We start from the raw sequence: 24,831 nt of genomic DNA, 5'->3' as shown, positions 1-24,831 counted from the left end.
AGCATCGACGCAGAAGATCCTGACACCGGGGTAATCCGTGAAAAAGCTCTCCGCACGACGACGCCATCCGCTGGCGGCGGTCGTCGTCCTACTCCTCGCGCTGGCGGCCACTGGGGGGCTGTACGCCGCGTTCGCACCCGCGGACAAGGCGCAGGCCGATGAAACCGCCCAGTCCCTCGCCATCGAGGAGGGCCAGAAGCTCTACACCGTCGGCTGCGCCAGCTGCCACGGGACCGGCGGTCAGGGGACCTCTGACGGCCCGAGCCTCGTCGGCGTGGGCTCCGCCGCTGTCGACTTCCAGGTCGGCACGGGCCGGATGCCCGCCCAGCAGCCCGGCGCACAGGTGCCGGCGAAGAAGGTCATCTACTCGCAGAGCGAGATCGACCAGCTCGCGGCTTACGTGGCCTCCCTCGGCGCCGGCCCGATCACGCCGACCGAGAAGCAGTACAGCCCGGAAGGTGCGGACATCGCCAAGGGTGGCGACCTGTTCCGTACCAACTGCGCCCAGTGCCACAACTTCACGGGTGAGGGCGGTGCCCTGACGAACGGCAAGTACGCCCCGAACCTTGAGGGCGTGGACCCCAAGCACATCTACGAGGCCATGCAGACCGGCCCGCAGAACATGCCCTCCTTCCCCGACACCACGCTGCCGGAGAAGGAGAAGCAGGACATCATCGCGTACATCAAGACGGTGAACGGCGACGACTCCGAGAGCCCCGGCGGTCTCAAGCTCGGTGGCCTCGGCCCCGTCAGCGAGGGTCTGTTCGGCTGGATCTTCGGTCTGGGTGCGCTGATCGCAGTCGCCATCTGGGTCGCGGCCCACACCGCTAAGGCCAAGAAGTCATGAGCAGCCAAGAGAATCCAGAAGAGAACCTGCCGACAGAGCAGGGCTCCGCGCACGGCGCGGTAAAGGTCGCGGACGATCCGTTCGCGGACCCGGGGCTGCCGGCCCACAAGCCGCGCATCCAGGACATCGACGAGCGGGCCGCCAGGCGCTCCGAGCGTGCTGTCGCCTTCATGTTCACGCTGTCGATGCTGGCCACGATCGGCTTCATCGCCTCGTACGTGATCTTCCCGGTCGACAAGATCGTCTTCATCTTCCCGTTCGGGCATGTGAGCGCGCTCAACTTCTCCCTGGGTATCACCCTCGGTGTGGCGCTCTTCAGCATCGGCGCGGGAGCGGTCCACTGGGCCCGCACCCTGATGTCCGATGTGGAGGTCGCCGACGAGCGTCACCCCATCGCGGCCGAGCCCGAGGTCAAGGCCAAGGTGATGGCCGACTTCGCCGCGGGCGCGGAGGAGTCCGGCTTCGGCCGGCGCAAGCTGATCCGCAACACCATGTTCGGCGCGCTGGCCCTGGTGCCGCTCTCCGGTCTGATGCTGCTGCGGGACCTCGGGCCGCTGCCCGAGCAGAAGCTCCGCAAGACGATGTGGGCCAAGGGCAAGCAGCTCATCAACATGAACACCCATGAGCCGCTGCGTCCCGAGGACATCGCCGTGGGTTCGCTCACCTTCGCCATGCCCGAGGGCCTGGAGGAGCACGCGGAGGACTTCCAGAAGCAGATCGCCAAGGCGGCCCTGATGATTGTCCGGATCCAGCCGGATGAGATCAAGGACAAGCGCGAGCTCGAGTGGTCACACGACGGCATCGTGGCGTACTCCAAGATCTGCACGCACGTCGGCTGCCCGATCAGCCTGTACGAGCAGCAGACGCACCACGTGCTCTGCCCGTGCCACCAGTCCACTTTCGACCTCTCCGACGGCGCCCGCGTCATCTTCGGCCCGGCCGGTCACGCCCTTCCGCAGCTGCGGATCGGTGTGAATGACGATGGAAACCTCGAGGCGCTCGGCGACTTCGACGAGCCCGTTGGTCCTTCCTTCTGGGAGCGCGGATGAGTACTGCGAGCGACGACAAGAACCGCAAGGCGCCCGCAGGTGAGCGGGTCGCCGACTGGGCGGACGGCCGGCTCGGGATCTACTCCCTGGCCAAGGCCAACATGCGGAAGATCTTCCCGGACCACTGGTCCTTCATGCTGGGTGAGATCTGCCTCTACAGCTTCATCATCATCATCCTCACGGGTGTGTATCTGACGCTGTTCTTCCACCCGAGCATGAACGAGGTGGAGTACCACGGCACGTATGTCCCGATGCAGGGCATCCGGATGTCCGAGGCGTATGCCTCGACCCTGGACATCAGCTTCGACGTCCGCGGTGGTCTGCTGATCCGGCAGATCCACCACTGGGCGGCGCTGATCTTCGTCGCGGGCATGCTCGTGCACATGATGCGCGTCTTCTTCACGGGCGCCTTCCGCAAGCCGCGCGAGATCAACTGGCTCTTCGGCTTCCTGCTGCTGGTGCTCGGTATGTTCACCGGCTTCACCGGCTACTCGCTCCCGGACGACCTGCTCTCCGGTACAGGTGTGCGCTTCATGGAGGGCGCGATCCTGTCGATGCCGATCGTCGGCACGTACCTGTCGATGTTCCTGTTCGGCGGTGAGTTCCCGGGCGGTGACTTCGTCGCCCGGTTCTACTCGATCCACATCCTGCTGCTGCCGGGCATCATGATGGGCCTGCTGGTGGCGCACCTGATCCTGGTCTTCTACCACAAGCACACGCAGTTCGCGGGCCCCGGCCGGAACAACAAGAACGTCGTCGGCATGCCGCTGCTGCCGGTCTACATGGCCAAGGCCGGAGGCTTCTTCTTCCTGGTCTTCGGTGTCATCTCGGTCATCGCGGCCATCGCCTCGATCAACCCGATCTGGGCGCTCGGCCCGTACCGCCCGGACCAGGTCTCCACCGGCGCCCAGCCGGACTGGTACATGGGCTTCTCCGAGGGCCTGATCCGTGCGATGCCCGGCTGGGAGATCAATTTCGCGGGACACACGCTCGCTCTGGGTGTGTTCGTACCGCTGATGATCTTCCCGCTGATCCTGGTCGCGATCGCGGTCTACCCGTTCATCGAGTCCTGGATCACGGGGGACAAGCGCGAGCACCACATCCTGGACCGCCCGCGCAACGCCCCGACCCGTACGGCTTTCGGTGTGGCCTGGCTGACCTGGTACGTCATTCTGTTGATCGCCGGTGGCAACGACTTGTTCGCCGTCTTCTTCCACCTGTCGATCAACAGCATCACCTGGTTCGCCCGGATCGCCTTCTTCGTCGCCCCGGTCATCGCGTTCGTCATCACCAAGCGGATCTGCCTGGGTCTGCAGCGGCGTGACCACGACAAGGTGCTGCACGGGCGGGAGTCCGGCATCATCAAGCGGCTGCCGCACGGTGAGTTCGTCGAGATCCACGAGCCGCTCTCGCAGGGGCAGCTGCACACGCTCACCGCGCACCACCAGTACACGCCCGCCGAGATCGGCCCGACGGTCGACGAGAACGGTGTCGAGCGCAAGGTGAGCCGCCTGCAGAAGCTCAGGGCCAAGCTCAGCAAGAGCTACTACGGCGAGGGGAACCAGATCCCCAAGCCGACCGGCGAGGAGTACCAGGAGATCACCAGCGGCCACGGCCACCACTGATCGCCCTTAACGATCCGAGCTGATCGCCACAGCGGGAGCCCCGTCCATTCGATGGACGGGGCTCTTCGCCGTCTGCGGGGCTGGATAGGGTGGACCCATCCCTATTCGGCTGTGGACCCTGGAGTGGACCATGAACGTTGTGACCCCGGTTGGCGGCGACAGCGTGGCGGACCTCTCCTGGCCCCGCGTACTCGAAGCTCTCCTCAGCAACCGTGACCAGGGCGCCGACGCCACCGCCTGGGCCATGGACCGCATCCTCAGCGGCGAGGCGACCAACGCCCAGATCGCCGGTTTCGCGGTCGCGCTGCGGGCCAAGGGCGAGACGGTCGAGGAGATCTCCGGTCTCGTACGGACCATGTACGAGCACGCGAACCTGATCGAGGTGCCGGGCCCCAGCGTCGACATCGTCGGCACGGGCGGTGACGGCTCCAAGACCGTGAACATCTCCACGATGTCCGCGATCGTCGTCGCCGGAACGGGCGCGAAGGTCGTCAAGCACGGAAACCGTGCCGCGTCATCGGCGAGCGGCGCCTCCGACGTACTGGAGAAGCTCGGCGTCAATCTCGAGCTCACCCCGCAGCGGGTCGTCGAGGTCGCGGAAGAGGCGGGCATCACCTTCTGCTTCGCGGTGAAGTTCCATCCGGCGCTGCGGCATGTGGCGGCCGCCCGCAAGGAGCTGGGTATCCGCACCACGTTCAACTTCCTCGGCCCACTCACCAACCCGGCGAGGGTGAAGGCCCAGGCCACCGGCGTCGCGGACGCCCGGATGGCGCCGATCATGGCCGGGGTGCTCGCCGAGCGCGGCTCCTCGGCGCTGGTCTTCCGCGGCAACGACGGTATGGACGAGCTGACCACGACGGCCACCTCCCGGGTGTGGGTGGTACGCGACGGGGCGGTGCGCGAGGAGGCCTTCGACCCGCGGGACGTCGGCATCGACATGGTGCCCGTGGAGGCCCTGCGGGGCGCGGACGCCTCGTACAACGCCGATGTCGCGCGACGGCTGCTGAGCGGCGAGGGCGGGCCCGTACGGGACGCGGTGCTGCTCAACGCGGCTGCCGCTCTGGTGGCGCTGGAGCCGACGGACCGCAGCCTGAACGAGCAGCTCGCGGCGGGCATTGCCAAGGCCGCCGCTTCGATCGACTCGGGCGCGGCCAAAGCGGCACTCGAGCGGTGGATCGCCGCCAGTAACGCCTGAGAACGCCTGAGCCCGCAGTGGCGCGACGCAAGGCGCGGTTCCTTTCCCTGTCTCAGGAACTGGACCGCGCCTTGCGCGTTGTGAGCCGTATGGCAGGATGCTCTTCAAGGTCATGAGTGACAGCGATTTAGGCCCCGGCTCGCTGTCCGGCAACCCTCCGTCCGTGGCGGGGTGCCCCGGGTGAAGACCAGGCCGTAGGCAGAGAGGTCTACGGCAAGCGCGGACCCCTGCACACCCTGGGGTCCTGGTCCTCAAGGGAGCAGTCTCGTGAGCAAGCGAATGCGATAGGGCTGATCAGCCCCTTCTTCAGCAGACCCTCACATCACGCGATCGCCGTGACATGCGAGGGAAATCCCCGTACACAGAGCCTTCAGCTGGCTGCCGTGCGGGTTCGTCGAAGCCATTCCGCCTTGTCCTGCCGGGAGATACCGCCATGTCCGCACGCCCGAACACCGTTGAGACCGCCACCGCCTCCGCTGCTTCCTCCGAGTCCGCCGACCCCGTCTGCGCAGCGCCGCTTCCGGTCCTCGGCCGCGATGTGACCGTTCCGCTCGTCACCGGCGGCGAGGTCACGTACGCGGCCCTCGACTACGCGGCGAGCGCCCCGGCCCTGCAGCGGGTGTGGGACGACGTGGCCGCCTACGCCCCGTACTACGGCAGCGTGCACCGCGGCGCCGGGTACCTCTCGCAGCTCTCCACCGACCTCTTCGAGAACAGCCGCGCGACGGTCGGGGAGTTCCTCGACTGCCGCGCCGGCGACCAGGTCGTCTTCACCCGCTCCACCACCGACTCGCTGAACCTGCTGGCCGCCGCGCTCCCCGCCGACTGCCAGGTCTTCGTCTTCGAGACCGAGCACCACGCCTCGCTGCTGCCGTGGCGCGACGCCCGGGTGACCTACCTGAACGCGCCGCGTACGCCGGCCGAGGCCGTCGGGACGCTGGAGCGCGCGCTCGCCGACCGCACCGCATCCGTCGACGAGGAGTACGGGCCCGCCCTGGTCTGTGTGACCGGAGCGTCGAATGTCACCGGTGAACTGTGGCCGGTCAAGGAGCTGGCGGCCGCTGCCCACGCCCATGGCGCGCGGATCGTGCTCGACGCCGCCCAGCTCGCGCCCCACCACCCGGTCTCCGTACAGGAGTTGGACGTCGACTGGGTCGCCTTCTCCGGGCACAAGCTGTACGCGCCGTTCGGCTCGGGTGTGCTCGCGGGGCGCGCGGACTGGCTGCAGGACGCGGAGCCGTACCTCGCGGGCGGCGGTGCGTCCCGCAAGGTCGCCCGGCGTACGGACGGCGGCGTGGACGTCGACTGGCACACCACGGCCGCCCGGCACGAGGCCGGTTCACCGAACGTCATCGGCGTGTACTCCATCGCCTCCGCCTGCAAGGCGCTCACCGAGGCAGGCTTCGACAGCCTCGTCGCCCGTGAGCAGCAGCTGGTCGCCAAGGTCCGTACCGGTCTGGCGGAGGTGGAGCAGGTCAAGGTGCTCTCGCTGTTCGGGGACGACGCGCCGCGCGTCGGCGTCATCTCCTTCGTCGTCGAGGGCTGGAACAGCTCGCACTTCGCGGCCGCGCTCTCGGCGGAGTACGGCATCGGGGTACGGGACGGACTCTTCTGCGCCCACCCGTTGGTGCGGACCCTGCTGGGCAGCGACCCGCAGGACCCGGGCGAGTGCGGCGCGCCGGAGGCCGAGCCGGGCGAGCGTTCGCTCAACGCGATCCGGGTCAGCTTCGGCGCCGGTACGCCGGACGAGCATGTGGAGCGTTTCGTACGGGCGGTGAAGGAACTCGTCAGCGACGGTGCGCAGTGGAACTACCGCACGGAGGACGGCCGCTGCGTCCCGGCCGTCTGAGCCCGGCCGTCTGAGCCCGAACGGACGACGAAGCCCCCGGACCGGCCGGTCCGGGGGCTTCGTCGTGTCGCAGGCGTTACGCGTCGAGGCCGATCGCGAAGGCCGCCTCGAGGTCGTGCTGCGAGTACGTACGGAAGGCGACGTGTGTGTCGGTCCCCTCGACGCCCGGGATCTTGCTGATCCGGCCGGGGATGACATCCGCGAGATCGTCGTGCTTGGCCACCCGCACCATGGCGATGAGGTCGTACGTACCGGTGACGGAGAAGACTTCGCTGACGCTGTCCAGCGCGGCGATCGACTCGGCGATCTCGGGGATCCGGTCCACGCTGGTCTTGATGAGCACGATCGCGGTGATCACGGTTGGCTTTCTCCCTCGGTGGCCGCTGCTTGGGCCTTCACTCTAGTCCCATGCCGGAAACGTCCCCAGGCGTAGAGAAAGCCCGTCCCGAACCCCACCAGATGTGCGAGATATGCGACGCCCGGGCCGCTGCCCGCGCTCTGCGCCGCCAGCCATTGCAGGACGAACCAGAAGATCAGCACGATCCAGGCGGGGAAGCGCAGCGGCAGGAAGAAGAGGAACGGGAAGAGACTGGTGACCCGGGCCTTCGGGAAGAGGTAGAGGAAGGCGCCGAGCACGCCCGAGATCGCCCCGGAGGCTCCCACCAGGGTCTGCTCGGAGCCGGCGTTGGCCGCCGCGTAGACGAGCAGCGCCAGATAGCCGCAGCCCAGATAGAAGAGAGCGAACTCCAGCTGCCCCATCCGTTCCTCGGCCATCGCCCCGAATACGTACAGGAAGAGCATGTTGCCCAGCAGGTGCAGCCAACTGCCGTGGACGAAGAGGGCGGTGAGGGGTGTGATCAGCGCCCGGGAGGAGGAACTGCTCATCAAGTCGACGGGGATCACGCCCCAGCGCTCGAAGTATGTGCTCTGCGCGGAGAGCAGCGCGTCACCGGTGCCGTACACCGGATCGAGGCCCGAGACGGGGCTGAGGACGAACACCGCGCAGCAGACGGCGATCGCGCCGTACGTCATCGCAGGTCCCGAGGCCGCGCCCCGGACCGCACCCCACCAACCGATCATGGACAGAGCATGGCGTAGTGGGGCTGAACGGTACAGAGTGCCTCGCCGCGTCAACGGGGACCCGCGAGGCCGTAGGGTTACAGGCAGTACATCCGCAGTTCGACGGCGCACAGCGGCACCCGCACTCGCACCACGAAAAAGGACGGCACGATGACGACGGTTCCCCCGGCGACGGCCGAGACCCGCTGGCGCTGCACGCTCTGCGGCAACCTCACCCGCTTCGATGTCACCCGTTCCTCGAAGGTCGTCGAATACGTCCATCTGGACCTGGCCGGAGAGCCGACGGTCGAGGAGCGCGAGGTGGTCAGTGAGACCATCGAGTCGGTGCGCTGCCGGTGGTGCAATGCGGTGGACCAGATCGAGCTGGTGGACAGGCCGGGCGCTGCTTCCTGACGGAGCGGCCCGAACGGGTAGTGGGGTGACGGATTGTGGAGCAGCCTGCAAGCGGCGATGAGCCGGCCGGTGCGGCCGGTGACGCCGCCGAGGCGCTCGACCGCCCGCTGCCGGAAGGCGTACGGCGCAGGGTCATGGCGCTGGTCTCGGACGCTTTCGGCGGCCTGACCGTCGCCGAACTTCCGGCCCAGTTGAGACAGTACGCCCGTTTCACCCCGACCCGGCGTGCCAAGTACGCCGGCAATGCGATGGCCGCAGCCCTGGAGAGCGACCCGGTCTTCCGGCAGCGCATCGGCGAGCGGCTCAGCCAGGCCCAGCCCGAACTGTCCCGGGCGCTGGAGTCCGGATCGCCGCCCGCGGCCGCCGATCCTGTCGATGTGGCGGCCGCCGCCTATGTCCTGCGGCCCACCGGATGGGTGAAACTCGTCGCCGCCGCGGGCGAGGAGGCTCAGCGGGCGGACGCCGAGCGCGCCGACGAGGCGGGCAGGCGCGAGCTGGAGCGGCTGCGCGAGGAGCTCACCGAGGCACGCAGTCAGATCAAGAGCGAGACCGAGCGGCTGCGTACGGAGCTGGAGACGGCCCGCAAGGAAGCCGAGGCGCTGCGCCGCAAGCTGCGCAGTGCCCAGAGCGATGTGAAACGCGGTGAGGCCGCGCTGCGCCGCAGAGACGCCGAGACCGAGACGATCAGGTCGGAGGCCGCCACCCAGGTGTCGTCGGCCGAGAGCGAGAGCCGGCGGCTGAAGGCACGCCTCGCCGAGGCCGACGCGGCGGTGGAGGCCGGCCGCCGGGCCGCCCGCGAGGGCCGCTCGATCGAGGACATGCGGCTGCGGCTGCTGCTGGACACGGTGCTCGACGCGGCCCAGGGGCTGCGCCGTGAGCTGGCCCTGCCGCCCGCCGGCATCCATCCCGCGGACACGGTCGACGCGGTCGAGCCGGGCCGGATGTCACCCAAGGACATCGCGGCCCGTGCGCTTTCCGAGACCGATCCCGCCCTGCTCGAGCAGCTGCTCGCGCTGCCGCAGGCGCATCTGGTGGTGGACGGCTACAACGTCACCAAGACCGGCTATCCGACGATGCCGTTGGAGAAGCAGCGGCTGCGGCTGCTCGGCGGGCTCTCGATGCTCGCGGCGCAGACCGGTGCCGAGATCACCTGTGTCTTCGACGGTGCGGAGCTGGCGGCGCCGGTGCTGCTGGCGCCGCCGCGCGGGGTGCGGGTGCTGTTCTCGAAGGCGGGCGTGACCGCGGACGAGCTGATCCGACAGCTGGTACGGGCGGAGCCGCCGGGCAGGCCCGTGGTGGTGGTCTCCACCGACCGCGAAGTCGCCGACGGAGTGGCGAAGGCCGGCGCCAGGCCGGTCGCGTCCGCCTTGTTGCTGAAGCGGCTTTCGCGCGTCTAGTAACTACCGTGCCAAATGCCCGAATTAGCTATTTCTCTGACGGACGTAGTGTCAAGTGGCCGCTACTACGCGTGTGATGTATGTAAAGAATGTGCTCGGGGAAGCAGATTTTTCTCATCAGGATTTGAACTGATCACAAGAAGGTCACTAGGGTCGGGCCTCGAACCTTCGCGCGGTTGATTGCCCATCCGGGGCGACAGCGAAGGAACCGCCGAGTTCGTGCAGTTCATCCCTTTTTCCCCCAGGGAAATGAAGTGCGGACGCCGGGGATTCAAACCCCCCACAGCCCGGTAGGCGGCTCGAGGAAGAAGGAGCTCGCCTTCGTGGCGTCCCACCGTCGACCCAAGCAGCCGAGCCGCACCCGTGTGACCGTGCTCACCGCGACCGCCGCCGCGGCCGTAGCCCTGACCTCCCAGGCCGCCCAGGCCGACCCGAAGCCGAGCAAGAGCGAGGTCAAGGAGAAGGTCGACAAGCTCTACGAAGAGGCGGAGAAGGCCACCGAGAACTACAACGGGGCCAAGGAGCAGCAGGCGAAGCTCGACAAGGAGATCGACGCGCTGCAGGACAAGGTCGCCCGCGGTCAGGACGAGCTCAACACCCTGCGCGACGGCCTCGGTTCGGTGGCCAGCGCCCAGTACCGCTCCGGTGGCATCGACCCCGCCGTGCAGCTCTTCCTCTCGGCCGACCCGGACAGCTACCTGGACAAGGCCTCCGCGCTGGACCAGCTGGGCGCCAAGCAGACCGAGGCGCTCGCCGAGATCCAGGCGAAGCAGCGGACCCTTGCGCAGCAGCGCAAGGAGGCCCAGGACAAGCTCGGCGACCTGGCCGACACCCGCAAGCAGCTCGGCGAGAAGAAGAAGGAAGTCCAGACCAAGCTCGCCGCCGCGCAGAAGCTCCTCAACTCGCTCACCGCGCAGGAGCGCGCCGCGCTCTCGGCCGACGAGTCCCGCGCCAACCGCGACAACTCGCGTGCGGACCTCGGCAATGCGGTCCCGGCCTCGCAGCGGGCGTCCGCCGCGTTCTCCGCCGCCCAGAGCAAGATCGGTTCGCCGTACGTCTACGGCGCCTCCGGCCCCAGCTCCTTCGACTGCTCCGGGCTGACCTCCTGGGCGTACGCGCAGGCCGGTGTCTCCATACCGCGCACCTCCCAGTCGCAGGCCAACGCCGGCACCCGCATCTACTCGCAGGGTGCGCTCCAGCAGGGCGACCTGGTCATCTTCTACGGCGACATGCACCACGTCGGCTTCTACGCGGGCAACGGCCAGGTGCTGCACGCCCCCAAGCCCGGCGCGAGCGTGCGCTACGAGTCGATCGGCAACATGCCGTTCCAGTTCGGCGTACGCATCTGACGCCCCCCTGATCCGTCGCTGACCGGCCTTCACATCCGCCCAAACGGGCGAATTGGGTCAACTCACGCTGACGTTGCGCCCCGCCGATGACCTGTGGTCTCCGGCGGGGCGTCACTTTATGTGCCCGGCTGGGCCTTTTGGCCGCTCCGTGGTCGCCCGGTTACTCTCTGCCGCGCAACATCCTCGTTACAGCGGAAGGGAGCGCGGCCCGTGGCGTCCCATCGCCGACCCTCACAGTCCGGCCTCACTCAGAGCGCTCGGGTCACCGTCCTGTCCGCCGCGGCGGCAACGGCCGCGGCGGCCCTCGGCGCCGCACCGGCGAGCGCCGACCCGCACGACGCCACCGAAGCCGGCCGGACCAAGGTCGACCGGCTGTACGAGGAGGCCGAGCAGGCCACCGAGCACTTCAACAAGGCCGGTGAGCGGATGGCGCGGCTGCGTGAGCAGGTGGCGCAGGCGCAGGACAGCGTGGCCCGCGGCCAGGAGCGCATCAACCGGATGCGGGGAGCGCTCGGTTCGGTGGCGGGCGCGCAGTACCGCTCGGGCGGTATCGACCCCGCGCTCGCGTTACTGCTCTCCGCGGACCCGGAGACCTACCTCGACAAGGCCCAGACCCTGGATCGCATCAGCGAGCGCCAGACGACCGCCCTGCACGATCTCCAGCGGGCGCAGCGCAAACTCGGCCAGGAGCGCGCGGAGGTCACCCGCGACCTCACCGAGCTGGAGCGCAGCCGGACCGCCGCCGCCCGCCACAAACGCACCGTCGAGCGCAAGCTCACCGAGGCGCAGCGGCTGCTGAACTCCCTGCCGTCCGCGGAACGCGCGGCCTTCGACCGGATCTCCCGCTCCGGCCGCGGCTCCATGCCCGAACTCTCCGGTCTCGCGCCCGCTTCGGCACGGGCGGCCGCGGCCGTGAGGGCGGCCCGCAGCGCCGTCGGACGGCCCTATGTGTGGGGCGCCAACGGGCCGTCCGGTTTCGACTGTTCGGGGCTGATGCAGTGGTCGTACGCCAAGGCGGGAGTCGGGCTGCCGCGCACCTCGCAGGCGCAGCGGTACGCCGGCCGGCAGGTCTCCCTGGAGGAGGCGCTCCCCGGTGACCTGGTGGCATACCGCAGCGATGCCAGCCATATCGCGATGTATATGGGCAACGGGCAGGTGGTGCATGCCCCGTACCCGGGCGCGCCGGTGCGCTACGACCCCGTCGCCATGATGCCGATCTCTTCGGTGACGCGCGTCTGACCGCTCCGCGTTCCGTACGATCGGCAGGGTGGCAGGTCAGGGGCGCACGAGGCGCCGGGTTCGGGCAATGCGGCGTACGGCGGGGCTGGGCCTCGCCGCGGCGCTGCTGGCGTCCGGCTGCGCGGCCCCCGAGGCGTCCGACACCACCGTGCGGGACATCCGGCGGACACTGGACGGACGCGCGGCCGCCGTCCTCGCCCACGACCGGGCCGCCTATCTGGACGCTTTCGCGCCCGATGCCACGCAGCTGCGGGCGACAGCGAGCCGGGAGTTCCAGAACCTCGCGGACGTACCGCTGCGCTCCTGGGAGTACCGGCTGGGGCAGGTGCGGCGCCAGGGCTCGCGAGCCGTCGCCGAAGCCCAACTGCGCTACCGGATAGACGGCTACGACACCGCTCCCGTCACCGCTTCCCGCCGGCTGGAGCTGGCCGAACGCGACGGCCACTGGTACGTGACGGCCGACCGCGCGGCCAAGGGCGCCGCCCAGCAGCTCTGGCAGCAGGGCGACGTCCAGGTCGTACGGGGCAGGCACAGCATCGTCCTCGGCGTCGGCCAGAAAGCTGAACGGCTGCGAGGGCTCGCGGCGACGGCCGACCGCGCCGTGCCCGCCGTCTCCGACGGCTGGCCATCGAAGTGGACGGGCCGCGTGGTCGTGCTCGTCCCCGCCTCGTTGGACGCCATGGGCGCGCTGCTGGGCTCGCCGGCCGCCGGATACCGCGGGATAGCCGCGGTCACCACCGGCGAGACCCGAGCGGCCGGGACGGCGCCCGCGGACCGGGTGATCGTCAACCCGGACGCGTACGGAGTGCTCGGCGACTTCGGCCAGGGCGTCGTGCTCACCCACGAGACCACGCATGTGGCCACCCGCGCGCATACCTCGGCGGCCACGCCGATGTGGCTCTCGGAGGGCTTCGCGGACTGGGTCGCGTACCGGGGCACGGGTCGTACGACGGGCCAGACCGCCCCCGAACTCCAGCGCGCGGTCCAGCGCGGCGAGGTGCCCGCCGCGCTGCCGGACGACGCGGACTTCGCCTTCGGCGGCGACGCGGACGGGCTGGCGCAGGCGTACGAGGGCGGCTGGCTGGCCTGCGAGCTGATCGCCGCGCGGTGGGGCGAGGAGCGGCTGACCGCCTTCTACCGGGCCGTCGGGGACGGGAAGGACCGGGCGGGTGCAGTGGAGAAGGCGATGAACGACGTGCTCGGCACGACGCCTGCGGACTTCACGGTGCGGTGGCGGGAGTATCTGCGCGAGCGGCTGGAAGGCTGATCGGCGCTCGAGCTGTACGGCGGCCCGGCCCGCTCACCGTCTGGCGCCACAGCCGTCGGCAGGCGATCAGCGCCGCGGCGACCAGCAGCCCGTTGCGTACGGCGAGCAGCAGCACGCCCAGCGGGTCGCTCGCCACCACATGCGAGAACCAGACCGGGAACTCCAGCAGCGTCATCCCCGTGGCGGCCAGCACCAGCCAGGCGGGCAGCGCCATCCGGCTCGCCCGGAAGGCGAGGCAGGCGGCGGCCGCACCGACCAGCCAGATCAGGTACTGGGGGCTGATCACCCGACTCGTGGTGGTGAACAGCAGCACCGCGGCGAAGGCCGCGTCGCACGGCGTGCTCGGCCCGAACTCCTTCGTCCGCAGCCGCCACAGCACCAGCCAGCCGAGGGCGAGGAGGCTGAGGGCGAGCGCAAGGGTGGAGACGAGAGGGACGTACGAGCCGACGAACTCCACCGAGCCGTAATGGAGCAGCGCGTCGCCCTGCCAGCCGAAGTGCCGCGCCACATGGAAGGCCAGCGCGCCCAGCGACTCGATCTCCGTGCCCCGGTCGCGCTGGAAGGTGAGAAACGCCAGTGCGCCCGGCAGTGCCGCGAAGAGCAGCAGCGTCAGCCCGGCCGCCGTGGCCGCCGCGGTGGTCCAGGAGCGGCGGGTGGCCCGGCCGCGCGGGGTGCCCGTGAGGAGCAGCAGCGGCCACATCTTCAGCAGCGCCCCGAAGCCCGCAAGCGCGCCCAGCGTCCGCGGATGACGCGCGCCGGCGAGCAGCGCGGCGACGGCGACGGCCGTGACCATCAGGTCGTAGCGGGCGTACGCGGTGGGGCCGAGCAGCGGCACGCCCCAGGTCCACACCCACAGGCCACGCCGCGATTTGCCGGGCCGCCCGGCCGCGTACAGCAGCAGGCAGAAGACGAGCGCGTCACTGAGCAGGGCGAGGACGAAGAAGGCGGAGGCGTAGCCGAGGAAGGGCAGCACGGCGGGGGAGAGGATCGCGAGCGCGGCTGCGGGCGGGTACTGCCAGGTGACGTCGTCCAGCGGAAATGTGCCGGTCTTCAGCACCTCGTACCAGCCCTGGTAGATCACCGAGACGTCGCTGGTGACATCGGGGCCGGGCAGTGCGACGACCTTGAAGACGCAGAGCAGCAGCGCGGCCCGGCTGAGGATCCACACCGCGACGGAGAGCCGTGTGCCGCTCTTGCTGCCGCCTACGCCCGCCATGAGCACCTCGTTCCTTTCGTCCCGGATAAGGGGTGCCCATGATGCCGGGCAGGGCCGTGCGGGAGCGATCAGGCAGGGCCGTTCGGTACTGTCGGCGACGATGCACAAGACCTTGATCGTGACCAACGACTTTCCGCCCAGGCCCGGCGGCATCCAGGCGTTCCTGCACAACATGGCGCTGCGTCTGGACCCCGAGCAGCTCGTCGTCTACGCCTCCACCTGGAAGCGCGGCCGCGAGGGCATCGAGGCGACCGCTGCGTTCGACGCCGAGCAGCCCTTCACCGTCGTGCGGGACCGTACGACGATGCTGCTGCCGACCCCGCGGGTCACCCGAAGGGCGACCCGGCTGCTGCGCGAGCACGGCTGCGAATCCGTGTGGTTCGGAGCGGCGGCCCCGCTCGGGCTGATGGCGCCAGCCCTGCGCAGGGCGGGCGCGGGCCGGCTGGTGGCAACCACCCACGGCCATGAGGCCGGCTGGGCGCAGCTGCCCGCGTCCCGCCGGCTGCTGCGCCGGATCGGCGAGGGCACGGACACGATCACCTATCTCGGTGAGTACACCCGCTCCCGCATAGCCGCCGCGCTGACGCCCGGGGCCGCCGGCCGGATGACCCAACTGCCGCCCGGTGTCGACGAGAAGACCTTCCACCCGGGGTCGGGCGGGGACGTGGTCCGCGAGCGGCTCGGTCTTGCCGACCGGCCGGTGGTCGTCTGTGTGTCCCGGCTGGTGCCGCGCAAGGGCCAGGACACGCTGATCCTCGCGATGCCCGCGATCCTGGCGAAGGTGCCTGACGCGGTGCTGCTGATCGTCGGCGGCGGTCCGTACGAGAAGGATCTGCGGAAGCTGGCGAGCGAGACCGGGGTCGCGAAGTCCGTGCGCTTCACCGGCTCCGTCCCCTGGGAGGAGCTGCCCGCCCACTACGGCGCGGGTGACGTCTTCGCCATGCCCTGCCGTACCCGGAGGGGCGGTCTCGACGTCGAGGGCCTCGGCATCGTGTATCTGGAGGCCTCGGCGACCGGGCTGCCGGTCGTCGCGGGCGACTCGGGCGGCGCCCCCGACGCCGTACTCGACGGAGAGACGGGCTGGGTGGTCCGCGGTGGCTCCGCCGAGGAGTCGGCCGAGCGGATCGTGGCGTTGCTCGAGGACCCCGACCTGCGCCGGCGGATGGGCGAGCGCGGTCGCGAGTGGGTCGAGGAGAAGTGGCGCTGGGACCTGCTCGCGGAGAAGCTCAAGACGCTGCTCTGACGCTCTGTGGCGGCTCTGTGGCGGCTCTCTGGCGGCTCCCTGGCCGCTCTCCGGCGCTCCCCGACGGTTCCTGCGGCCACGTGGCTCCGACCGCGTGACTGCGACGGCAGCCCGGCGATCCGTCGGCCGGGCGCGTCACGGCATACGTCCGCCGGTCCGTGGGTCCCCCGGTCCGCCGGTCCGCGGGTCCTCCGGTCCGGCCGTGGCCGAGGCGTGCGGCCCTCGCGGCCGAAGACGCACTCTTGACGGTCTTTCAGATTTAGGTCTGCGCGACATATGGGCGGAGTCGGATATTCCGCTCATGATGCGCCCATGACATCACATCTGACGCGCCGTCAACTGCTGGGCATCGCAGCCCTGCAGGCCGCGGCCGCGTTCGGCTTCACCCGCATCGGTCTCTCCTCGGCAGCCGCCGTGGAGCCTTCCGCCGCCGACTATGCCTCCGCCGTCGTGATCGGCTCCGGCTACGGCGCGGCCGTCGCCGCCCTCCGCCTCGGCGAGGCGGGCGTCCGCACGGTCGTCCTGGAGATGGGCCGTCTCTGGGACACCCCGGGCCCGGACGGAAAGATCTTCTGCACCACCGGAGCGCCCGACCAGCGCTCCATGTGGTTCCGCACCCGCACCGAGGCGCCGCTGGCCACGTTCCTCTGGCTGGACGTCGTCAACAAGGACATCAGCCGCTACCCCGGCGTGCTCGACCGCGTCCACCACGCCGAGATGTCCGTCTTCGTCGGCCGCGGCGTCGGCGGCGGATCACTGGTCAACGGCGGAATGGCGGTGACCCCGCTGCGTACGTACTTCTCCGAGGTCCTGCCACAGGTCGACGCCACGGAGATGTACGACACCTACTTCCCGCGGGCCCGCCGGATGCTCGGCGTCAACACCGTGGACCCGGCCTGGTTCGAGTCCACCGAGTGGTACCGCTTCTCGCGGATCTCCCGCAAGCACGCCCAGAACGCCGGACTGAAGACCGTCTTCGTCCCGAACGTCTACGACTTCGGCTATATGCAGCGCGAAGCCGCGGGCCAGGCCACCAGGTCGGCGCTCGCCGGCGAGGTCATCTACGGCAACAACCACGGCAAGCGCAGCGTCGACAAGACCTACCTCGCGGCCGCCATCGGCACCGGCAACGTCACCATCCAGACCATGAACCGGGCCAGAGCGATCCGGAGAGAGCCCGACGGCAGCTACGTCCTGACCGTCGATGTGACGGACAACGCGGGCCGGGTCGTCGAGACCAGAGAACTCGGCTGCAAACAGCTCTTCCTCGGCGCCGGCAGCCTCGGCACCACCGAACTCCTGCTGCGCGCCCGGGAGACCGGCACACTGCCCGCCCTCAGTACCGAGGTCGGCAGAGGCTGGGGCCACAACGGCAATGTGATGACCGGCCGCGCCAACCACATCTGGGACACCGTCGGAGCGAACCAGGCGACCATGCCCACCATGGGCATCGACGACTGGGCCAACCCCACGAACCCCGTCTTCGCGGAGATAGCGCCGCTGCCGATGGGATTCGAGCACTGGATCAGCCTCTATCTGGCGATCACCAAGAACCCTGAGCGCGGCACCTTCTCGTACGACGCCGCCACCGACTCCGCGAAACTCAACTGGACCCGGTCCCAGAACCAGCCCTCCGTCAACGCGGCCAAATCGCTCTTCGACCGCATCAACAAGGCCAACGTGACCATCTACCGGTACGACCTGTTCGGCGGCAACAAAACCTTCGCCGACGACTTCACGTACCACCCGCTCGGCGGCTGTGTACTGGGCCGGGCCACCGACAACTATGGCCGCGCCAAAGGATATTCGGGGCTGTACGTCATCGACGGCGCCCTGGTCCCCGGCTCGATCGGGGTCAATCCGTTCGTCACGATCACCGCACTCGCCGAACGGAACATGACCCGGATCCTCGCCGAGGACCCCAGGGGCTGAACAGGGAACAGGGCCTGAACAGAGGCCGACCGACCGAGGCGCTCAGCCCCGGTAGATCGCCTCGATCTCGTCGGCGAAGTCCTTCGCCACCACATTGCGCTTCAGCTTCAGCGACGGCGTGATGTGCCCCGCCTCTTCAGTGAACTGGGAGGAGAGAATGCGGAATTTCCGCACCGATTCCGCCTTGGACACGGCCGCATTGCCGTCGTCCACCGCCCGCTGGACCTCCGCCAGCAGATCCGCATCGTCGCGCAGCTCGGCCGCCGTCGAACCGGCGGGCTTGCCGTTGTCCGCGGCCCACCGCCCGAGGAACTCCTCGTCGACGGTGACCAGCGCACCCACGAACGGGCGTCCGTCGCCCACCACCATGCACTCCGCGACCAGCGCATGCGCGCGGATGCGGTCCTCGATCACCGCGGGAGCGACGTTCTTGCCGCCCGCGGTGACGATGATCTCCTTCTTGCGGCCCGTGATCGCGAGGTAGCCGTCCTCGTCCAGGGTGCCGATGTCGCCCGTGTGGAACCAGCCGTCGGCCAGCGCGTCCGCGGTCGCGGCCTCGTTGTTCCAGTACCCCTGGAAGAGATGCTCGCCGTGCAGCAGCACCTCGCCGTCGTCCGCTATCCGCACCACCGAGCCCGGCAGCGGCTGACCGACCGTGCCGATCTTCTGCCGGTCCCACGGGTTGAACGCGGTCGCCGCGCACGACTCGGTGAGGCCGTAGCCCTCGAGCACCGTGAAGCCGATACCGCGGAAGAAGTGGCCGAGCCGCTCGCCCAGCGGAGCCCCGCCGGAGACCGCGTACTCACCGCGCCCGCCCAGCACCGCACGGAGCTTGCTGTAGACGAGCCTGTCGAAGACCTTGTGCTTGATCTTGAGACCCACCGAGGCGCCCTCGGGGGTGCCGAGCGCCTTGCTGTAGGCGATCGCCGTGTCCGTGGCCTTGTCGAAGATCTTGCCCTTGCCGTCCGCCTGGGCCTTCGCCCGCGCCGAGTTGTAGACCTTCTCGAAGACGCGCGGCACACCGAGGATCAGCGTCGGCCGGAAGGAGGCCAGCTCATCTGTGAGGTTCTTGATGTCCGGTACGCAGCCGAGCTTGATGGGCGCCATGACGGCGGCGAGCTCGACCATGCGGCCGAAGACATGCGCGGCCGGGAGGAAGAGCAGCACCGAGCTCTCACCGGTACGGAACAGGGGCTTGAGGCGCTCGACCAGGTTGCCGATCTCCGCGAAGAAGCTGCGGTGAGTGAGCACACAGCCCTTGGGGCGGCCGGTGGTGCCCGAGGTGTAGACGATGGTCGCCGGGTCGTCCGCCTTGGCGGCGGCGCTGGCCGCGTCGACCTTCTCGTCGCTGACATCGGCGCCGGCCGCGACCAGTTCGTCGACCGCGCCCTTCTCGATCTGCCAGACATTCCGCAGACCGGGCAGCCGGTCCCGTACGGACTCCACGGCGGCGGCGTGCGTGTCGCTCTCGACGATCACCGCGACCGCGCCCGAGTCGCCGAGGATCCACTGGACCTGTTCGGCGGAGCTGGTCTCGTACACCGGGACGGTGACCGCGCCCGCGCTCCAGATCGCGAAGTCGAGCTGCACCCACTCGTACCGGGTGCGGGACATCAGGCCCACCCGGTCACCGGGCTGGACACCCGCGGCGATCAGGCCCTTGGCTGCGGCCCGCACCTCCGCGAGGAACTGCTTGGCACTGACGTCCGTCCAGACGCCCGCCACTTTGCGGCCCATGACGGCAACATCGGGATGCTGAGTGGCATTGCGGCGGATGAGATCCGTCAGATTGCCGTCCGCAGGGACCTCGTACAGGGCCGGAAGGCTGAACTCGCGCAAGACTGCTGCTCCTCATCGGGCGCCGGCGCCACGGCTCTGTGTGATGCACCGGCAGCGGTCCAAGATCGGGCAGGTGCTCATGTGGGGTGAGCACGACTGGACTGCCCGGACGTTACCCACCAGTACTCGGTTCCGGATAGGGGGTTCAGGCCAGATGTTCGCTGCGTCACACGCTTATGGCAGTACTTCGCGCAGAGTAGTCCACACCCGAGAGGACTCGGTAGAACGGCTGGTCCGCCCCGCCCTACCCAGGCGCAACAGGGCGTCCTAGGGTGATCGTCATGCGAGGCATGCGAGTCAATGTGGTCAGTGACGTGCACGGCAACGCCAAAGATCTCGCCATGGCGGGCGACGGCGCCGACGCACTCATCTGTCTCGGTGACCTGGTGCTCTTCCTCGACTACGCCGACCACTCGCGCGGCATCTTCCCCGACCTCTTCGGCGTCGACAACGCCCACTTGATCGTGGAACTGCGCACGGCCCGCCGCTTCGACGAGGCCCGTGAGCTGGGACGCAGACTCTGGTCCGAGCTCGAGATGGACCGGGAGAGCGCCATCGAGTCGGCCGTACGACGCCAGTACGCCGAGATGTTCGCCGCCTTCCCCACCCCGACGTACGCCACCTACGGCAATGTCGACATACCGTCTCTCTGGCCGGAGTACGCACGCCCCGGCACCACCGTCCTGGACGGCGAACGCATCGAGATCGGCGGCCGCGTCTTCGGCTTCGTCGGCGGCGGACTGCGCACCGAGATGCGTACCCCGTACGAGATCTCCGACGAGGAGTACGCGGCCAAGATCGAGGCGCTCGGAGAGGTCGATGTGCTCTGCTCGCACATCCCGCCCGAGGTCCCCGAGTTGACCTACGACACCGTCGCGCGCCGCTTCGAGCGCGGCAGCCACGCACTGCTGGACGCGATCCGCCGCACCCGGCCCGCGTACGCGCTCTTCGGCCATGTCCACCAGCCGCTCGCCCGCCGGATGCGCATCGGCGCGACGGAGTGCGTCAACGTCGGGCATTTCGCGTCGACCGGGCGACCTTGGGCCCTGGAATGGTGAGACCGGGCCGTGGAGTGGCGGCCGGTCAGGTCGCGATAGCCTGCACACCACACCACCCCCGGTCCGTACCGCACTGTGAGGAGCCGCAGCGATGGCGGAACACACCAGCTCGAGCATCACGATCGAGGCGGCGCCGGCCGACGTGATGGGCGTGATCTCCGACTTCGCCCGCTACCCGGAGTGGACCGGCGAGGTGAAGGAGGCCGAGGTGCTCGCCACCGACGCCAAGGGCCGCGCCGAGCAGGTCCGGCTGGTCCTCGACGCCGGCGCGATCAAGGACGACCACACCCTCGCGTACACCTGGAACGGTGAGAACGAGGTCAGCTGGACGCTGGTGAAGTCCCAGATGCTGCGCACCATCGACGGCTCGTACACCCTCGCCGCGGTCGGCGGCGGTGACCGCACCGAGGTCACCTACCAGCTGACTGTCGACGTCAAGATCCCCATGCTCGGCATGATCAAGCGCAAGGCCGAGAAGGTCATCATCGACCGCGCCCTGGCCGGCCTGAAGAAGCGCGTCGAGAGCGGGCCCGCCGCCTGATGCGCAAGGTCCTCGTCACCGGCCTCGGCGGCGCGGGCCGTACCACCGTCGCTGCTGCCACCGCGCTCGCCGCGGCGCGGCGCGGCAAGCGCGCCCTGTTCCTCTCCGCCGAGCCCGGCGAGGTCCTCGGCGTGCCTGTCACCGGCCACCTCGGCGAACCGGCCGAGGTCACGGACGGGCTGTGGGCCGCGCGCATAGACTCCGGCGCCGACTTCCGCGCCGAGCTGCTCACCCTCCAGGAGCGCAGCACCGCCGCGCTCGATCTGCTGGGCGCGGCGCGGCTGGAGGACGAGGAGCTGACCGAGCTCCCGGGCAGCGACCAGTTCGCACTGCTGCGCGCGCTGAAAACCGCCGCCGACGGCGACTGGGACGTGGTCGTCGTCGACATGCCGCCGCTGCGCGAGACCATCGCGCTGCTCGCCCTGCCGGAACAGCTGCGCCGCTATTTGCGCCGGCTGCTGCCGGCCGAACGGCAGGTCGCCCGCGCGCTGCGCCCGATGCTCGCCCAGCTCGCCGGCGTACCGATGCCCGCGCAGTGGCTCTACGAGACGGCCGGGCGCTGGGACACCGAACTGGCCGCTGTCCAGACAGTGATCGAATCCTGCAACACGACCCTGCGGGTCGTCGCCGAGCCCGGACCCACGGCCGCCGACGCCCTGCACACGGCACGCGCCGGTCTCGCGCTGCACGGACTGCGGATCGACACCGTCGTACCGAACCGGATCCTGCCACTGGACTCGGCCGACACCTGGCTCGCCACCCTCTCCGCGCAGCAGGGCAAGTATCTGCGCCAGTGGTACGAGGAGTGGGTGCCCGAGGCCTCGCTGTGCGAGGTACGGCACCTCGGCCGTGACCCGCGCGGCCTCGACGACCTCACGCTCCTCGACACGCAGTCGTCCTGCACCACCTTCGAGGAGGCAGGCACCGGCGGCGGCCGCCTCCAGGGCGACGGACTCGCCGTCGAACTCGGCGGGGACTCCGAACAGCGCTACGACGACCCCTGGCGGGTCGAGTACCCGGGGACGCCGGACGACCAGGACGACCCGCGCTACGTATGGTCGCTCCGCGTGCCCGGCGCCGTGAAGGAGGACGTCTCGCTGGTGCGCCGCGGCGACGAACTGCTGGTCACTGTCGGCCCGTTCCGCAGGATCGTTCCGCTGCACTCCGTGCTCCGGCGCTGCACCGTCTCGGGCGCGGGCCTTGCGGACGAGGTGCTGAAGGTCCGCTTCACGCCGGACCCCGAGCTGTGGCCGCGGACACGCTGAACGCGCCGCCTCCATTCGGGTAACGTCGAGAGTACGAACCCTCCGTTCCGCCCGCCCTTCCGCAGGAGTACGCCATGAGCGATGCCACTGAGCGTCCCGCCGTCGACGACGACGCCTGGGCCAAGGCGTGCGCCGAGGATCTTGAGGCGGAGAAGGCCCGCCGCCGCGCGCAGCACGGGCCGCCGCCCGGCTCCGCCGGCGAGGAACTGCGCAAACTGCTCGACGCCGTCGCCGACAAGGTCTCCTCGTTCCAGACGTCGCTGCCCGGCATGGCCGCGCAGAACGCCGTACAGCAGCTCGTCAGCCAGGCGAAGGCCGCCGTCGAGCCGGTCATCGAGCGCAACCCGGAGATCTTCGACCACCTCGCGGCGGCGGGCGGCGAGCTGCTTGCCGCCTATCGATCCGCAGTCGAGGGGCACGAGCGACGCTGGACCCAGGGGCCGAAGCCCTCCGGAGACGCCAAGGACCCGCGGGACGAGGGCCCGGGGCCGAGCGAGCACATCGACCTGGACTGATCAGGACTGTGCCCGCCCTCGGGTACGGTTGGCCTTAGCGGGGCTCGACCGAAAACTGAGGGACACATGGGACTCACCATCGGCGTCGATATCGGCGGTACGAAGATCGCAGCGGGCGTCGTCGACGAAGCGGGCACCATTCTCGAGACGCACACGGTGCCCACGCCGTCGACCCCACAAGGCATCGTCGACGCGATCTCCTCTGCCGTCGCCGGGGCCGGCAAGGGGTACGACATCGAGGCCGTCGGCATCGGCGCCGCCGGATACGTGGACGACAAGCGCGCCACCGTCCTGTTCGCGCCGAACATCGACTGGCGCCACGAACCGCTGAAGGACGAGATCGAGCAGCGCGTCGGGCTGCCGGTGGTCGTGGAGAACGACGCCAACGCGGCCGCCTGGGGCGAGTACCGCTTCGGCGCCGGCCAGGGCCACGAAGACGTCATCTGCATCACGCTCGGCACCGGCCTCGGCGGAGGCATCATCATCGGCAACAAGCTGCGCCGCGGGCATTTCGGTGTGGCCGCGGAGTTCGGCCACATCCGGGTGGTCCCGGACGGTCTGCTGTGCGGCTGCGGCAGCCAGGGCTGCTGGGAGCAGTACGCCTCGGGGCGCGCTCTTGTCCGCTACGCCAAGCAGCGCGCCAACGCCACTCCGGAGAACGCCGAGGTCCTCCTCGGGCTCGGCGACGGCACGGTCGAAGGCATCGAGGGCAAGCACGTCAGCGCGGCCGCCCGGCAGGGCGACCCGGTCGCGATCGACTCCTTCCGCGAACTGGCGCGCTGGGCGGGCGCGGGCCTGGCCGATCTGGCCTCGCTCTTCGACCCGTCGGCGTTCATCGTGGGCGGCGGCGTCTCGGACGAGGGCGAGCTGGTCCTCGACCCGATCCGCAAGTCCTTCCGTCGCTGGCTGATCGGCGGCAAGTGGCGCCCGCACGCTCAGGTGCTGGCAGCCCAACTGGGCGGCAAGGCGGGCCTGGTGGGCGCGGCGGACCTGGCACGCCAGGGCTAGGGCTGGCTGCCTGTCCTCAACCGCCGAGAATTCTGTCCTCAATCGCCGGGCGGGCCGAATTTCGGCCCGCCCGGCGATTGAGGTCTGTGGCCTGGGGCGAAGCCCCGGAAACGGCCCGCGCCGTCGTATCTTGCTCATATGGCGATCACCGCGCTTCCCGACTCCCGCACCGAGCCGGACGGTTCGGCCGTGATCCGGGTACTCAGCTACAACATCCGCTCGATGCGCGACGACGAGGACGCACTGGCCCGGGTGATCCGCGCCTGCCGGCCCGACCTTGTGTTCATCCAGGAGGCGCCGCGCTTCTTCCGCTGGCGCAAGCACGCCGCGCGACTCGCGGCCAAGAGTGACCTTGTGATGCTGACCGGCGGAGCGACAGCGACCGGGCCGATGCTGCTCTGCTCGCTGCGCGCGACCGTGGAGCGTACGGAGGATGTGCTGCTGCCGCTCACTCCAGGCCTGCACCGGCGGGGCTTCGCCACGGCGGTGGTACGGATCGGGACCGCCCGGATCGGGCTGCTCAGCTGTCATCTGAGCCTGCAGACGGACGAGCGCTACGCGCAGTCCGGGATGCTGCTGGACCGGCTGACGGCGATGGACGTGCCGTACGCGATCGTGGCCGGCGACCTCAATGACCGGCCCACCGGGCGGAGCTTCCGTCGGCTGGCGGCGGAGCTGCAGGACTGCTGGACGGTCGCGCCATGGGGCGGTGAGTACACCTCGACACCCGAGAATCCGCATCAGAGGATCGACGCGATCCTCGCGACCGAAGGCGTCCAAGTGCTGGGCTGTGGAGTGCCGTTGGACCTCCCGGGCATCACCGGGTCCGACTTGCGCGCGGCGACGGACCACCTGCCGGTGCTTGCGGCGCTGCGCGTCCCCGCGGTCGGAGCGCATGCCGCCTGAACCGTGACCGGCAGAAAG

General features: G+C 69.7%; 22 protein-coding genes and 1 riboswitch. Of the genes, 18 read left to right on the top strand and 4 right to left on the bottom strand.

Annotated features, from left to right (window positions below; genetic code table 11):
• The first annotated feature begins 37 nt into the window (after positions 1–37).
• The 5 genes from ACFYXH_RS18360 to ACFYXH_RS18340 all read left to right on the top strand — a co-directional run bounded on the left by ACFYXH_RS18360 (position 38) and on the right by ACFYXH_RS18340 (position 6,565).
• Entirely contained in the window at positions 38–847 is an 810-nt protein-coding gene (locus tag ACFYXH_RS18360; RefSeq protein WP_389563711.1) for a c-type cytochrome, read from the top strand.
• A complete protein-coding gene (locus ACFYXH_RS18355) occupies positions 844–1,896 on the top strand; it encodes a Rieske 2Fe-2S domain-containing protein (protein ID WP_389563709.1) in 1,053 nt (350 codons plus the stop codon). Before ACFYXH_RS18360 ends, ACFYXH_RS18355 begins: the two co-directional genes overlap by 4 nt.
• Positions 1,893–3,521, top strand: coding sequence for a cytochrome bc complex cytochrome b subunit (locus ACFYXH_RS18350; protein WP_389563706.1), 1,629 nt, complete (start codon positions 1,893–1,895; stop codon positions 3,519–3,521). Before ACFYXH_RS18355 ends, ACFYXH_RS18350 begins: the two co-directional genes overlap by 4 nt.
• Positions 3,522–3,651: 130 nt before the next feature.
• Positions 3,652–4,716 (top strand): anthranilate phosphoribosyltransferase, encoded by a 1,065-nt coding sequence (gene trpD / locus ACFYXH_RS18345; RefSeq protein WP_389563703.1) that lies wholly within the window; start codon positions 3,652–3,654, stop codon positions 4,714–4,716.
• A 108-nt stretch (positions 4,717–4,824) separates the two neighbouring features.
• Positions 4,825–4,942, top strand: a riboswitch (SAM riboswitch).
• A gap of 207 nt (positions 4,943–5,149) precedes the next feature.
• Positions 5,150–6,565 carry an aminotransferase class V-fold PLP-dependent enzyme gene (locus tag ACFYXH_RS18340; RefSeq protein ID WP_389563700.1) on the top strand — a complete coding sequence of 472 codons (1,416 nt, stop codon included), beginning with the start codon at positions 5,150–5,152 and terminating at the stop codon, positions 6,563–6,565.
• A 76-nt stretch (positions 6,566–6,641) separates the two neighbouring features.
• Here the strand turns inward: ACFYXH_RS18340 and ACFYXH_RS18335 are convergent, their stop codons facing one another.
• Positions 6,642–6,923, bottom strand: coding sequence for an Lrp/AsnC family transcriptional regulator (locus ACFYXH_RS18335; RefSeq protein WP_005318592.1), 282 nt, complete (start codon positions 6,921–6,923; stop codon positions 6,642–6,644).
• Positions 6,920–7,645: a rhomboid family intramembrane serine protease gene (locus ACFYXH_RS18330; protein ID WP_389563697.1), complete on the bottom strand. Its 726-nt coding sequence runs from the start codon at positions 7,643–7,645 to the stop codon at positions 6,920–6,922. Before ACFYXH_RS18330 ends, ACFYXH_RS18335 begins: the two co-directional genes overlap by 4 nt.
• A gap of 150 nt (positions 7,646–7,795) precedes the next feature.
• Here ACFYXH_RS18330 and ACFYXH_RS18325 point away from each other — a divergent pair, with 150 nt between their 5' ends.
• From ACFYXH_RS18325 to ACFYXH_RS18305, 5 genes are all read left to right on the top strand, one after another.
• Positions 7,796–8,038: a hypothetical protein gene (locus ACFYXH_RS18325; RefSeq protein WP_327323079.1), complete on the top strand. Its 243-nt coding sequence runs from the start codon at positions 7,796–7,798 to the stop codon at positions 8,036–8,038.
• A gap of 35 nt (positions 8,039–8,073) precedes the next feature.
• Entirely contained in the window at positions 8,074–9,435 is a 1,362-nt protein-coding gene (locus tag ACFYXH_RS18320; protein WP_389563694.1) for an NYN domain-containing protein, read from the top strand.
• Positions 9,436–9,758: 323 nt separating this feature from the next.
• A complete protein-coding gene (locus ACFYXH_RS18315) occupies positions 9,759–10,784 on the top strand; it encodes an NlpC/P60 family protein (RefSeq protein WP_385311160.1) in 1,026 nt (341 codons plus the stop codon).
• 210 nt (positions 10,785–10,994) lie between these two features.
• The gene (locus ACFYXH_RS18310; protein WP_389563691.1) at positions 10,995–12,023 is read left to right on the top strand and encodes an NlpC/P60 family protein; all 1,029 of its coding nucleotides are present in this window, start codon (positions 10,995–10,997) and stop codon (positions 12,021–12,023) included.
• Positions 12,024–12,051: 28 nt separating this feature from the next.
• Positions 12,052–13,290 carry a hypothetical protein gene (locus ACFYXH_RS18305; RefSeq protein ID WP_389563688.1) on the top strand — a complete coding sequence of 413 codons (1,239 nt, stop codon included), beginning with the start codon at positions 12,052–12,054 and terminating at the stop codon, positions 13,288–13,290.
• Here ACFYXH_RS18305 and ACFYXH_RS18300 read toward each other — a convergent pair.
• Entirely contained in the window at positions 13,244–14,506 is a 1,263-nt protein-coding gene (locus ACFYXH_RS18300) for a glycosyltransferase 87 family protein (RefSeq protein WP_389563685.1), read from the bottom strand. The genes ACFYXH_RS18305 and ACFYXH_RS18300 overlap by 47 nt on opposite strands.
• A gap of 100 nt (positions 14,507–14,606) precedes the next feature.
• Between ACFYXH_RS18300 and ACFYXH_RS18295 the strand changes: the two genes are divergently transcribed.
• On the top strand, positions 14,607–15,749 hold the full coding sequence (locus ACFYXH_RS18295) for a glycosyltransferase family 4 protein (RefSeq protein WP_389563682.1): 1,143 nt from the start codon (positions 14,607–14,609) through the stop codon (positions 15,747–15,749).
• 312 nt (positions 15,750–16,061) lie between these two features.
• Positions 16,062–17,681: a GMC oxidoreductase gene (locus ACFYXH_RS18290; protein ID WP_389563679.1), complete on the top strand. Its 1,620-nt coding sequence runs from the start codon at positions 16,062–16,064 to the stop codon at positions 17,679–17,681.
• A gap of 42 nt (positions 17,682–17,723) precedes the next feature.
• Here the strand turns inward: ACFYXH_RS18290 and ACFYXH_RS18285 are convergent, their stop codons facing one another.
• Complete coding sequence (locus ACFYXH_RS18285; protein WP_389563676.1) at positions 17,724–19,520, bottom strand: AMP-dependent synthetase/ligase; 1,797 nt, start codon at positions 19,518–19,520, stop codon at positions 17,724–17,726.
• A gap of 290 nt (positions 19,521–19,810) precedes the next feature.
• Between ACFYXH_RS18285 and ACFYXH_RS18280 the strand changes: the two genes are divergently transcribed.
• From ACFYXH_RS18280 to ACFYXH_RS18255, 6 genes are all read left to right on the top strand, one after another.
• Positions 19,811–20,578: a metallophosphoesterase gene (locus ACFYXH_RS18280; RefSeq protein WP_327328282.1), complete on the top strand. Its 768-nt coding sequence runs from the start codon at positions 19,811–19,813 to the stop codon at positions 20,576–20,578.
• Positions 20,579–20,669: 91 nt separating this feature from the next.
• A complete protein-coding gene (locus tag ACFYXH_RS18275; protein WP_326649395.1) occupies positions 20,670–21,119 on the top strand; it encodes an SRPBCC family protein in 450 nt (149 codons plus the stop codon).
• Entirely contained in the window at positions 21,119–22,384 is a 1,266-nt protein-coding gene (locus ACFYXH_RS18270) for an ArsA family ATPase (protein WP_389563673.1), read from the top strand. Before ACFYXH_RS18275 ends, ACFYXH_RS18270 begins: the two co-directional genes overlap by 1 nt.
• Positions 22,385–22,458: 74 nt before the next feature.
• Positions 22,459–22,899: a DUF5304 domain-containing protein gene (locus tag ACFYXH_RS18265; RefSeq protein ID WP_389563671.1), complete on the top strand. Its 441-nt coding sequence runs from the start codon at positions 22,459–22,461 to the stop codon at positions 22,897–22,899.
• Between the two features lie 66 nt (positions 22,900–22,965).
• A complete protein-coding gene (locus tag ACFYXH_RS18260) occupies positions 22,966–23,907 on the top strand; it encodes an ROK family glucokinase (RefSeq protein ID WP_389563668.1) in 942 nt (313 codons plus the stop codon).
• A 138-nt stretch (positions 23,908–24,045) separates the two neighbouring features.
• Positions 24,046–24,813: an endonuclease/exonuclease/phosphatase family protein gene (locus tag ACFYXH_RS18255; RefSeq protein WP_389563665.1), complete on the top strand. Its 768-nt coding sequence runs from the start codon at positions 24,046–24,048 to the stop codon at positions 24,811–24,813.
• The last annotated feature ends 18 nt before the right edge of the window (positions 24,814–24,831 follow it).

Source organism: Streptomyces sp. NPDC002730, from assembly GCF_042888805.1.
Lineage (GTDB): Bacteria > Actinomycetota > Actinomycetes > Streptomycetales > Streptomycetaceae > Streptomyces.
The sequence above is the reverse complement of the archived record's forward strand: the minus strand, read 5'-3'. Positions and strand labels throughout refer to the sequence as shown.

Bases quoted from the DNA above. Each gene is read 5' to 3' on its own strand.
- ACFYXH_RS18355 (WP_389563709.1), top strand. From the start codon at position 844: ATGAGCAGCCAAGAGAATCCAGAAGAGAACCTGCCGACAGAGCAGGGC.
- ACFYXH_RS18350 (WP_389563706.1), top strand. From the start codon at position 1,893: ATGAGTACTGCGAGCGACGACAAGAACCGCAAGGCGCCCGCAGGTGAG.
- trpD (WP_389563703.1), top strand. From the start codon at position 3,652: ATGAACGTTGTGACCCCGGTTGGCGGCGACAGCGTGGCGGACCTCTCC.
- ACFYXH_RS18340 (WP_389563700.1), top strand. From the start codon at position 5,150: ATGTCCGCACGCCCGAACACCGTTGAGACCGCCACCGCCTCCGCTGCT.
- ACFYXH_RS18330 (WP_389563697.1), bottom strand. From the start codon at position 7,645: ATGATCGGTTGGTGGGGTGCGGTCCGGGGCGCGGCCTCGGGACCTGCG.
- ACFYXH_RS18325 (WP_327323079.1), top strand. From the start codon at position 7,796: ATGACGACGGTTCCCCCGGCGACGGCCGAGACCCGCTGGCGCTGCACG.
- ACFYXH_RS18300 (WP_389563685.1), bottom strand. From the start codon at position 14,506: ATGGCGGGCGTAGGCGGCAGCAAGAGCGGCACACGGCTCTCCGTCGCG.
- ACFYXH_RS18295 (WP_389563682.1), top strand. From the start codon at position 14,607: ATGCACAAGACCTTGATCGTGACCAACGACTTTCCGCCCAGGCCCGGC.
- ACFYXH_RS18290 (WP_389563679.1), top strand. From the start codon at position 16,062: ATGACATCACATCTGACGCGCCGTCAACTGCTGGGCATCGCAGCCCTG.
- ACFYXH_RS18280 (WP_327328282.1), top strand. From the start codon at position 19,811: ATGCGAGTCAATGTGGTCAGTGACGTGCACGGCAACGCCAAAGATCTC.
- ACFYXH_RS18275 (WP_326649395.1), top strand. From the start codon at position 20,670: ATGGCGGAACACACCAGCTCGAGCATCACGATCGAGGCGGCGCCGGCC.
- ACFYXH_RS18270 (WP_389563673.1), top strand. From the start codon at position 21,119: ATGCGCAAGGTCCTCGTCACCGGCCTCGGCGGCGCGGGCCGTACCACC.
- ACFYXH_RS18265 (WP_389563671.1), top strand. From the start codon at position 22,459: ATGAGCGATGCCACTGAGCGTCCCGCCGTCGACGACGACGCCTGGGCC.
- ACFYXH_RS18260 (WP_389563668.1), top strand. From the start codon at position 22,966: ATGGGACTCACCATCGGCGTCGATATCGGCGGTACGAAGATCGCAGCG.
- ACFYXH_RS18255 (WP_389563665.1), top strand. From the start codon at position 24,046: ATGGCGATCACCGCGCTTCCCGACTCCCGCACCGAGCCGGACGGTTCG.